This window comes from Corynebacterium sp. HMSC30G07 (assembly GCF_001806945.1).
In the GTDB taxonomy this organism is placed as follows: Bacteria; Actinomycetota; Actinomycetes; order Mycobacteriales; family Mycobacteriaceae; genus Corynebacterium; species Corynebacterium riegelii.
Map to the genome: position 1 here is coordinate 25,955 of NZ_KV786463.1, position 10,424 is coordinate 36,378.

The 10,424-nt window shown below is 57.1% G+C and carries 9 protein-coding genes and 1 pseudogene; 8 read left to right on the forward strand and 2 right to left on the reverse strand.

From position 1 onward, the window contains the following. Positions 1–80 precede the first annotated feature (80 nt). The 4 genes from HMPREF3104_RS06180 to HMPREF3104_RS06190 all read left to right on the forward strand — a co-directional run bounded on the left by HMPREF3104_RS06180 (position 81) and on the right by HMPREF3104_RS06190 (position 2,769). Positions 81–347: an antitoxin gene (locus HMPREF3104_RS06180; RefSeq protein WP_052205453.1), complete on the forward strand. Its 267-nt coding sequence runs from the start codon at positions 81–83 to the stop codon at positions 345–347. Between the two features lie 2 nt (positions 348–349). Next, on the forward strand, positions 350–757 hold the full coding sequence (locus HMPREF3104_RS12945) for a type II toxin-antitoxin system VapC family toxin (RefSeq protein ID WP_052205454.1): 408 nt from the start codon (positions 350–352) through the stop codon (positions 755–757). A 20-nt stretch (positions 758–777) separates the two neighbouring features. Beyond that, positions 778–1,926, forward strand: a complete 1,149-nt coding sequence (gene menE / locus HMPREF3104_RS06185; protein WP_083278970.1) for an o-succinylbenzoate--CoA ligase — start codon at positions 778–780, stop codon at positions 1,924–1,926. 192 nt (positions 1,927–2,118) lie between these two features. Further along, on the forward strand, positions 2,119–2,769 hold the full coding sequence (locus HMPREF3104_RS06190; protein ID WP_070494833.1) for a copper chaperone PCu(A)C: 651 nt from the start codon (positions 2,119–2,121) through the stop codon (positions 2,767–2,769). Positions 2,770–2,887: 118 nt separating this feature from the next. On the opposite strand, the gene HMPREF3104_RS06195 is transcribed toward HMPREF3104_RS06190, so the two are convergent. Beyond that, on the reverse strand, positions 2,888–3,106 hold the full coding sequence (locus HMPREF3104_RS06195) for a hypothetical protein (protein WP_052205457.1): 219 nt from the start codon (positions 3,104–3,106) through the stop codon (positions 2,888–2,890). Between the two features lie 501 nt (positions 3,107–3,607). Between HMPREF3104_RS06195 and HMPREF3104_RS06205 the strand changes: the two genes are divergently transcribed. The 4 genes and pseudogenes from HMPREF3104_RS06205 to HMPREF3104_RS06220 all read left to right on the forward strand — a co-directional run bounded on the left by HMPREF3104_RS06205 (position 3,608) and on the right by HMPREF3104_RS06220 (position 9,907). Then, positions 3,608–3,964, forward strand: a complete 357-nt coding sequence (locus tag HMPREF3104_RS06205) for a hypothetical protein (RefSeq protein WP_070494834.1) — start codon at positions 3,608–3,610, stop codon at positions 3,962–3,964. 88 nt (positions 3,965–4,052) lie between these two features. Further along, a pseudogene (locus HMPREF3104_RS06210) lies at positions 4,053–9,001 on the forward strand (DEAD/DEAH box helicase). Between the two features lie 307 nt (positions 9,002–9,308). After that, positions 9,309–9,617: a type II toxin-antitoxin system RelE/ParE family toxin gene (locus HMPREF3104_RS06215; RefSeq protein ID WP_070482101.1), complete on the forward strand. Its 309-nt coding sequence runs from the start codon at positions 9,309–9,311 to the stop codon at positions 9,615–9,617. Further along, positions 9,614–9,907 (forward strand): addiction module antidote protein, encoded by a 294-nt coding sequence (locus HMPREF3104_RS06220; RefSeq protein ID WP_070362126.1) that lies wholly within the window; start codon positions 9,614–9,616, stop codon positions 9,905–9,907. The genes HMPREF3104_RS06215 and HMPREF3104_RS06220 overlap by 4 nt, the downstream gene beginning before the upstream one ends. Here HMPREF3104_RS06220 and HMPREF3104_RS12740 read toward each other — a convergent pair. Then, the coding region (locus tag HMPREF3104_RS12740) for an IS3 family transposase (protein ID WP_246816371.1) at positions 9,904–10,424 on the reverse strand (521 nt) is incomplete at its 5' end. The genes HMPREF3104_RS06220 and HMPREF3104_RS12740 overlap by 4 nt on opposite strands.

The window sequence follows — 10,424 nt, forward strand, 5'->3', positions numbered from 1 at the left end:
GCGTCGCCGACGGAAGGTTTAAGAAGTGGGCGTGCACACTTTCACGTATATACTTTGGCGTATATACGAAGGAGGCGATTATGCCGGATAACTCTCAGGCATCATCAGTGCCAACCACGGTCTTCATGTCAGGAAACAGTCAAGCCTTACGGATACCCAAGGAGTTTCGATTCGATTCGGATACCGTTTGGCTAAAGAAGATCGGGAAACGCCTCTACGTTTCCGAGAGGCCAATGTCCGCCATGGATGTTGTTAACGAAATCACGGCAGGGTTCCCACCGGACTGGGCCGATGACCTCGAAGAACCAAAGGAATTGCCGCTGGACCCTATTTCTGGATGGGACTAACCATGGCATACCTGTTGGATACCAATGTGTGGATCGATGTGCTTCGAAGCGCTGACGAAAATGTCATACGCCGCATGTCTCTATGCTCTTGCGATGATGTCCGCCTTTCAAGCGTCGTCCTAGGGGAGCTTTTGGTCGGAGCCAATAAGGCTCGATCACACCGACCCCTTGAAGCAGTACGCCTTCTAGCAGAGAGCTACACCATGATTGGTATTGATGAACGCGAAGCAGCGGCGTACGCAGAGATTCGTACCCAACTGGAGGCTAACGGGCAGCCGATAGGACCTAATGACTTATGGATCGCTGCGCAAGCCTCAGCAAATGATCTCGTGCTAGTCACTGCGAATACACGAGAATTCCAACGAGTGCCTGGCCTGGAAGTTGAGAACTGGCGCACTGAACTTATTTAAGCCAACTACCCTTATCCCACGTGACGCACATCCTTGAGCTTTTCCCTGTTGACCCGGCAGATCCACTGACGCTCATGCCGGCGCTCGAAGAGGCGCTGACCGGCCAGCGCACCCTGTTGCCCACTCCGGCCGAGGATCCGACGCGCACGAACCTGCTGCGCAACACACAGGGCGTGGGTCAGCCGATCGACGATGACATCGCCCTGGTCGTGGCCACATCCGGCTCCACGGGCACTCCGAAGGGTGCGATGCTCACCGCCGCCAACCTCATTTCCAGCGCGGATGCCACCCACCAGGCCCTGGGCGGCGAAGGTCAGTGGCTGCTTGCCATGCCGGCCGCCTACATCGCGGGCATCCAGGTGTTGGTGCGCAGCATGGTCGCAGGTGTCACGCCGGCCGCGATCGATCTGACCGGCGGTTTCAGCATCTCCGAGTTCGCCGCTCGCACCCACGAGCTGGCCGACACCGGCGAGCGCACCTACACCGCGCTGACCCCGATGCAGCTGGCCAAGGCCACTTCCACTTTGCAGGGCATTGATGCTTTACGACGCTTCAACGCCGTCCTCATCGGCGGCGCCGCCACCAACCCACAACTTCTCGAATCTGCGCGCAAGCTGCGAATCAACGTGGTCACCACCTATGGCTCCAGCGAAACCTCCGGCGGCTGTGTCTACGACGGGCGCCCCCTCCCCGGCGCGCGCATCCGCGTGGAGGACGGACGCGTGTGCCTTGGTGGGCCGATGGTGTCGCGTGGCTACCGAGGGGCGTCGCCGGATGCCGCCTCCGACCTCCAGGGCGGGTGGTTTCGCACGTCCGACGCGGGCACGTTGGAAAACGGCGTGCTGAGCATACACGGCCGCATTGACAACGTGATCGATTCCGGCGGGTTGAAGCTGCACCCGGAGGTCCTTGAACGCGTCCTGCTGGCAATCCCGGGAGTAACCGGCGCGTGCGTTGTCGGTACTGATGACTACCGGCTTGGCCAGCGCATCTGCGCCGCCTATACGGGTTCCGCCAGTGTGGCGGACATCCTGGATCACCTCGACGAGCTCAGCGCCACCGGCCGACTTCCCCGCTGGCAGATCCCGAAGGACCTCAAACCTGTGCCGGCACTGCCACTGTTGGGCCCCGGCAAGGTGGACCGCCCAGCCGTGCGTGAGATGTTCTAGAAATTGCAAAAGCGGGTCCAAAACCGTTGCAAAAGCGGGTCCAGACCTCACTACCAGCAAAAACGCCAACGGCAACCCCACCGTCGGGGGTAGCCAAAGTTTCTGCTCGGGAACTACCCGGCGCCGCCATCCGACTAATTAACAACCACCCGGAAGCCATCTGGGTCTGAAACTACGGAGGAAGCTGTTTTTATGAAGCGCCCTGCACTTGCACTTGTTACCGCCGCAACGATCGCACTGTCCCTGACCGCATGCTCCAGCGACAACGCTGATACGGACGCAGCGGCTGCCACTGCGGCTGAGACCACTGCTGCTGAGACTTCGGCGGCTGAGGCGTCCACGGAGGCGTCGGCAAGCACGAGCGCTGCTGAGAAGGAAGAGGCGATGGGCGAGGGTGAAGTCCACCTGCATGACGGCACCATGCGCGCGAAGGCTGCCGCGGACGCTGAGGGTGGCTCCACCATGACCGCCATCTTCGGCGTGTTGGAGAACCACCGCGATGAGGACGTCACCCTCATCGGCTTCACCACCTCCCTGGGCGACGCAATGTACGAGATCCACGAGGTAGTCAACGGCGTCATGCAGGAGAAGCCGGGCGGCATCACCATTCCGGCTGGCGGCCAGGTTGAGCTGAAGCCGGGCGGCGAGCACCTGATGATCATGGGCTACGAACCGGAGATCGCCGCAGGTGAGACCGTCGATGTGACCCTGTTGCTGTCCGACGGCACCACCGCCGAGGTCAAGGACGTTGCCGTCCGCACCATGCTGCCGGGCGATGAGGACTACGGCGACCTGGGCCACGGCGAGCACGGCGGCATGGACCACAGCGAGCACAAGCACTAGGGCTTTTTCGCTTATCGACGCCACCACGCGCACCCCGTAAGGACGCTCCACCAGCACCCTTACGGGGTTTTCTTTACCATTAGGCCAACAGTCTCTTTCGCTTCAGTGACGCGGTGGATTACCCTTCAGGGTTTTGAATCACCACGGGTTCTACTTTGAAACCTGGTGATCCATAATCAGCGACCCACCGCAGAAACGGGGTGACGCGCTCGCCTGGCCGCAGGCCCAGTTCAATGTCCTCAATCGCAAACTGGGCGGCAAGGATCTCACCAAGATGCGGCGGCCTCTCCAAAACGAGGCCCTCGAGCGTCGTATTTTCTTTGTAGGTAAAACGCATGGGTCTCACTCCTCAGCGAAACATCGACGATTCTGCGCACCATCCTAGCTTTGCCAGCTCTACCGCCATGCGTACCCATGTCGGACGTGATGCAAGGTTATTTAAGAGCAGGATCTGACTGTGTTCGTACACTTCATCCCACGCTTCCTTGCCCTTATACTCTTACGAAAAGGAATCGAGAATGGAGGTGCCATGAGAGAAGTTGCAGCCCCGATCCGCCGGACTGCGGAGGATCTAGATCAAGAACTTGCCAGTTTGAAAGAACAGATGGCTCCTCTCTCCGTTGAACATCTCCGTCGCTTGCGAGATGCTGGCGCGATTGAGTACGAAGAAGAGCGTCTTTTAGATAGATACGACGCCTGCATGTGGCTGCGGTACGGAGTAGCGTGACATCGCGCACTTCTCAGAGCCTTGAGCGTGCGGGCTTTCGTAGAAGGAACACATCCCGTAACAATTGCCCATTCAGGCAGTGACCGTCTCGTTCTCCGTTACGAGTACTTGATGCGTCTGGACGAACAGTTAGGGCAGCTTGAGATAGAGAAAAGTACGTTCAAAATCGAGTTCCGCACCCTTAAGAAACCAGTTCCTGTCGTACGCTTCGAATACGAGTCGCAAGCTCGGAACAAGCCAAATTCACACTTCCAATTCCATGCTGATTCAGTCCCGCTCGGCTTGTTGCTCGCCCGAGCGGGAAAATACGACACTGCCGCGCAGCAGCAGGATATCCACTTTCCAATGGGCGGTTCTCAATTCCGCCTCCATCTAGCAGATGTCATCGAACTGTTGATATGTGAGTTCGGAGCTGCGTCCGAAAAAGGATGGAAAGAGTCTGGCTATAAAGTCGAAAATCCCCAATGAGGCTCTGAACCGAATGAACTGCTCCCCTCCGGAGTTTTTCTTTCCCCTTACGCCAAAAGCCCCGCGCGTTCAGGGCAGAATGTAGCGCATGTCCTCATTCGGTGAAGTCCTCGATCAGCTCCGCGATAACCAGCCCCAGGGCAAGTACGGCATTGCGTTTGAGAAGTTGATGGTCAACTTTTTCCAAACGGATCCGGTGCTGTCTGCGGAGTTTGATGAGGTGTGTCGGTGGGATAAGTGGCGCTACAACGGTGGCCAGACGGACACCGGTATTGACCTGGTGGCACGCCGGCGTGATGACGGTAAGTGGGTCGCCATCCAGGCGAAATTTTACAAACCCACGACCAGTATTCAGAAGCAGAACATCGACTCGTTTTTTGAGGCGTCGGGTCGCTCGTTTGAAACCGAGTCTGCAGTAGAGCACTTTGCTCACCGCTACATCATTTCCACAACTGATAAGTGGTCGAAGCACGCCGAGGCAGCGCTAGAAAACCAGCAGATTCCCACAAGCCGTATTGGTTACAGCCAGATCGCGGAGTCTCCAGTGAACTGGGATGTGGTGTTTCCCGGTTCGGAGATTCACATCAACCTGTCGCGTCGTGAAACATTTGAGCCGCGTCCACACCAGCAGGAAGCAATTGACAAGGTCATGGATGGTTTCCGCACGCATGACCGGGGCAAACTAATCATGGCCTGCGGCACGGGCAAAACGTTCACGGCGTTGAGGCTTGCAGAGCGTGTGGCGGAGGACAACGGCGGCCGCGCACGCGTGCTGTTCCTCGTACCTTCCATTGCGCTGCTTGCACAGACGCTGCGGGAGTGGACTGCGCAAGCCCGCTTGGATCTGAAGAGCTTCGCGGTGTGCTCGGATAACAAAGCCAGCCGCCAAGCAGAAGATATTGCTTCCTATGACCTTGAGGTGCCGGTATCTACCAACGGCAAGGACATTGCGGATCGCTTTGCATCCGGCAGGCGCGCCAAGGGGCTGAACGTGGTGTTTTCCACTTACCAATCACTACCCGCGGTGCATGATGCACTGGCGGAAGGCCTGGATGACTTTGATTTGGTCATCTGCGATGAGGCTCACCGCACAACTGGTGTAACGCTTGCGGGTGCGGATGAGTCGAACTTTGTGCGTATCCACGATGCCGACTACATCAAGGCTGCGCGCCGTTTGTACATGACCGCAACGCCACGGCTTTTCGACGACACCGTAAAGACCAAAGCCGAAGAACACTCCGCCGAGATTGCGTCCATGGATGATGAGGCGATTTATGGCCCGGAGTTCCACCGCCTAGGCTTCGGCGAGGCCGTGGACAAGGGTCTTTTGACTGATTACCGGGTCCTGGTCATGACCGTGGACGAGGACGTTGCCGCAGAAGCCATGGCCCGCAACACCCAAGAGGGTATGAACCTGACCACGGCGTCAGCGATGATCGGTGCGTGGAATGCCTTGGCGAAACGCTCCGGAAAACTGCAGGGCACCAAGGGCGGCTTTGATGAGGGTGCTGCTCCGATGCGGCGCACCGTTGCGTTTGCGAAGGACATTAAAACCTCCAAGCTGATTGCAAACACCTACCCGGGGCTCATTGCCAGCCACCAGGAAACGCTGCACGAGCACGCCGCGACTAATGACGTTTCCTTGCACAACGTGGATCTTTCCGTTGCCGTCCAACATGTGGATGGCGGCATGAATGCCATGGAGCGCGGAAAGAAGATCTCCTGGCTGGAAGCCTCGATGGAGGAAGATGAAACCCGCATCCTGACCAACGCCCGCTGTCTCTCTGAGGGCGTGGACGTGCCGGGCCTGGACGCCGTGATCTTCTTCAACCCGCGCAACTCCATGGTGGATGTGGTGCAGTCCGTGGGCCGAGTGATGCGTAAGTCTGAGGGTAAGGACTACGGCTACATCATCCTTCCCGTGGCAGTGCCACCGGGGAAATCCCCTTCTGAGGCATTGAATGACAACACGCGTTTCAAGGTAGTCTGGCAGATCCTCAACGCGCTTCGCGCGCATGATGACCGCTTCAACGCCAAGATCAACTCGATCTCGTTGAACGACAACCTGCAGGATGAACTGCCGATCGTCGTGGACCCGGTGACGGACCCGCGTAAAGATAAGGACGCCAAGGCCGAACTGGATAAGCACGATCAGGTTGCCGGCTTTGACTCGAACGAGCTCACCGCCCAGCAGGTTGCGTTGTTCCCCCTTGAGCAGTGGCAGGAAGCGATCTACACCAAGCTGGTGGACAAGGTAGGCACCCGAACCTACTGGGAAGACTGGGCCGACGATGTGGCGGTGATCGCGGAAAGCCAGATCACCCGAATCAACAAGCTCCTTGAAAACGCCAGCCCGACACTTCAACAGGAGTTCGAGCGCTTTGTTGAGGGCCTGCGCAACAACCTCAACGACTCAATCTCTGACGCTGAGGCGATCAGCATGCTCTCCCAGCACCTGATTACCGCGCCGGTATTTGACGCCCTGTTCAGCGATCACGATTTCGCCGCCCATAATCCGGTCTCCCAGGTCATGCAGCGCATGGTTGATGCCCTCGACGACAGCAACCTCGATGCTGAGACTGATTCGCTGGAGAAGTTCTACGCCTCAGTGCGTGTGCGCGCTTCTGAAGTCACCAGTGCGTCCGGGAAGCAGCAGGTGATCAAGGAGCTCTACGAGCGCTTCTTCCAAAAAGCGTTCAAGCGTGACGCCGACAAGCTGGGCATTGTCTACACCCCAGTCGAGATCGTGGACTTTATCCTGCGCGCTGCCGATGACGTGTCGAAGAAGCACTTCGGCCGCGGGCTTACGGACGAGAGCGTGCACATCCTGGATCCGTTTACGGGCACCGGCACGTTTATGGTTCGCCTGCTGCAGTCCGGGTTGATCGATCCGAAGGATTTGGCCCGCAAGTACGCCAACGAGTTGCACGCCACCGAGATCATGCTGCTGGCCTACTACGTGGCGGCAGTCAATATCGAAACGACGTTTAACGCGTTGCAGGCTGAAGCCGCTAAACGCTGCGAAAGCGCCCCCCCCCCCGTTATGTTTCCTTCGAAGGCATCGCGCTTGCAGATACGTTCCAGATCCACGAGGAAGGAGACATTCTCGACCTCACGGTATTCAGGAACAACAACGAGCGCATCGTTCGGCAAAAGGAAGCCCCGATCAATGTCATCGTGGGCAACCCGCCATACTCGGTGGGGCAGACGAGCGCGAACGATAACAACGCGAATCTGAAGTATCCAACACTGGACGCACGTATCGCGGAGACGTACGCGGCGAAGTCAACGGCGACGAATAAGAACTCCCTGTACGACTCATACCTGCGTGCGTTCCGGTGGGCGACCGACCGAATTGGAGATCAAGGTGTCGTGGCGTTTATTGCAAACGCTGGTTGGCTTGATGGCAACACCAGCGACGGTGTGCGTTTGTCGATGGCTGAGGATTTCACGGACCTGTACGTGTTGAACCTGCGCGGTAATTCTCGGATGGCTGGTGAACAAGCCAAACGTGAGGGCGGCAATGTGTTTGATATTCGGGTTGGCGTTGCCGTACTGATCGGTGTGAAGGATCCTTCCAAGTCGGGGTTCCACCTGCATTATGCGCAGACTGCTGATTATCAGAAGCGTGAAGAGAAGCTGGAGTTTGCAGAGAATGCCTCAGTTGATCAGATTGAGTGGCGTTCAATCACTCCGAACCAGCACGGTGACTGGTTGAACCAGCGCAGTGATGAGTTCGCAACCTGGCCGGTCATCGGCGAGAAGAATCAAAATGTGACGACATTTTTTGACGTCTATTCCGCAGGCTTAAAAACTGGCCGTGATGCGTGGTCGTATTCGTCTTCAACCGCCCAACTCGTAGACAACATCGGAACGCACGTTGCGAACTACCGCCAAGCGCAAGACCTGTTGCGAAGTGGTGGGTTTGAGGAAAATAAGCGGGGTGTCGACGCGTTGTTTGCCCAGCACCCTGCGTTAGTCGACAGCACGCAAGGTTCATGGAACGTCAACCTGAAACAGGAGTTAGCCCGCGGAACAGAGATCGCGGTTGATTTGAACCGTGTGTACACCTCGTTGTACCGCCCATTTTTCAAACAGCGTAATTACTTCGCGAAAGAATTGATCGATAGACAGTACCGGTTGCCGTCGATGTTCCCGACGCAGCAGCACCACAACATCGGGTTTGATGTGATGGCGCCACGCGAAGCGGTTCCTTTTGCACTGTTGGCTACCGATGTACTCCCGGATCTTTCGTTCTTTACTTACACTGCCCAGTTCTTCCCCCGTTTCACCTGGGAGTCCGTGGACGCTGAAGATGGTGGGTTGTTCGGCGAGGGGGCGTCGATAAGCGAGGGCGAGTCCTCGATCTATGGACAGGTCGGCGAGGTCGTTGCTGGGTATGTGCGCAAGGACAACATCACCGACGAGATCAAGGCGCTCTACCGCGACGCGCTGGGTGCGGATGTGACCGGTGACGATATCTTCCACTTCGTTTACGGCAAGCTGCACGATCCGAACTATCGGGAGGCGTATGCGGCGGATTTGAAGAAGATGCTGCCGCACATTGAAACGCCGGGTTCGCGTGAAGAGTTCGACAAGTTTGCGCGCGCCGGCAAGGAACTCATGGACCTGCACGTTGGGTATGAGGATGTGGAGCCGTACCCGCTGGACATCGCGGTCAAGGGCGACGAGTCCGACCCGGAGACCTGGCGTGTGTTGAAGATGAAGTGGGCACGTAAGAAGGACCCAGAGACCGACAAGAACGTCAACGACGTGACCAAGTTGATCTACAACAAGCGGGTTACCATCACCGGTATCCCGGCTGAGGCTGATGAGTACATGCTGGGTTCGCGTTCCGCGCTGGCGTGGTTGATTGACCGCTACCAGGTGAAGAAGGACAAGGCATCCGGGATTGTCAACGACCCGAACGATTGGGCCGATGAGGTTGGCAACCCGCGCTACATCGTGGATCTGATTGGCAAGGTAACTCGGGTTGCGGTGGAGACGGTGCGGATCTTGGAGGGGCTGCGAGAATAACGCCGTTTGGTTCATTGACAGTTGAGGCTCGAGAGAGCGTGGCTTCATCGCGAAAATCGAAAAGCGGTGTGGTGGTCCCTCAGTCGCCAGGTTGGCCTTGAATACCTCACCAAAGATCCGGGTCGTAGCGGACATGTCGTCCATCTCGGCCTCAACTGATCAACCGCACCCTCAAGTCTGCATGCGTCTTTAGCGTCTTTAGACGCTTCCCTGGCGTCATCACCAATCTCCAAACCGAAAGAGGAGTCAGCCATGAGAGGCGTATCCCCCACTTGAGCCATGTAGTTTTTAGGCTACACTTGGGCGTGTGGAGATCATTTCCAGCAGCTTGTTTGACGCCTGGTTAGGTGAGCTAAAAGACAAACATGCTCAGCGACGCATTTTGTATGCAATAGCCCGATGCGAAGCACACGGAAGAATGATTGGAGACATCAAACCCGTTGGCGAGAAGGTTAGCGAGATGAGATTTCATTTCGGGCCCGGCTATCGGGTGTACTACACCCGACTAGGCGCAATAACGGTTTTCCTGCTGGCCGGAGGAGATAAATCCAGCCAGGATAAAGATATTCGAACCGCTCAAAAGCTCGCACAACAGGTAAGGGAGGAACAGTCGTGAAGGAAGTAACATTTTCAGCGTTCGATGCAAGCAAATATCTCGATAGCCAAGAAGCAGTGAACGATTACCTGGCTATCGCACTCGAAGACGGCGATACGAAAACCGTACAGGTGGTTTTGCGTGACATTGCAAGGGCACACGGCATGAGCCAGCTCGCTAAAGAGACTCAACTCAACCGTGAATCCCTCTACAAGTCACTATCAAAAGACGGTAACCCGTCCTTTGCGGCTATCACGAAAATCATGAAAGCCCTGGGACTCAAAATAACTCTCGCTACACAAAATGCCTAGATACCTACTGGAATCACATCACCAATAAACCAAGCGTGCCTCTGCTCAGTCCGTCCGGCCTCTATCCGCCGATCAGTGGTGGGTCGCGGAGCCTGCGACCAGGCCCGTTGAATACGATCCGGGAAACGCTCGGCGGAGGAATCAGCAACGGTGGTGCGTGTGGTCTTGCGTCGGAGTACACCCGCGATTCCAAGGATATTCATGAGGCGTTGCACCTGGTCACGGCCGATGTTCCAGCCTGCCCGGTGGGCGGCTTTCCATAGTTTTCGTCGCCCGTAGACCCGCCGATTGGCCTGCCACAGCTCAAAGAGCCGGTGCGCGGTGTAAGCCTCATCCAGCTCGGCAGGGGTGGGCCCGAAACCACGGGCCTGGAAGCGGTAGAACGTTGCTGGTGAAATAGCGTATTCATGCTCATTGAGCACGCGGCACATCCGCTCGATGGAATACAGGTGCCGGTGAGTGCGGAGGAAGTCCACAATCACTTTAGTTTGCGGTCGAGCTCCGCCTGGGCGAAAAA

Excerpts from the sequence above, each read along its gene's own strand:
- HMPREF3104_RS06195 (WP_052205457.1), bottom strand. The coding sequence starts at position 3,106 with ATGCGTTTTACCTACAAAGAAAATACGACGCTCGAGGGCCTCGTTTTG.
- HMPREF3104_RS06180 (WP_052205453.1), top strand. The coding sequence starts at position 81 with ATGCCGGATAACTCTCAGGCATCATCAGTGCCAACCACGGTCTTCATG.
- HMPREF3104_RS12945 (WP_052205454.1), top strand. The coding sequence starts at position 350 with ATGGCATACCTGTTGGATACCAATGTGTGGATCGATGTGCTTCGAAGC.
- HMPREF3104_RS06205 (WP_070494834.1), top strand. The coding sequence starts at position 3,608 with ATGCGTCTGGACGAACAGTTAGGGCAGCTTGAGATAGAGAAAAGTACG.
- HMPREF3104_RS06190 (WP_070494833.1), top strand. The coding sequence starts at position 2,119 with ATGAAGCGCCCTGCACTTGCACTTGTTACCGCCGCAACGATCGCACTG.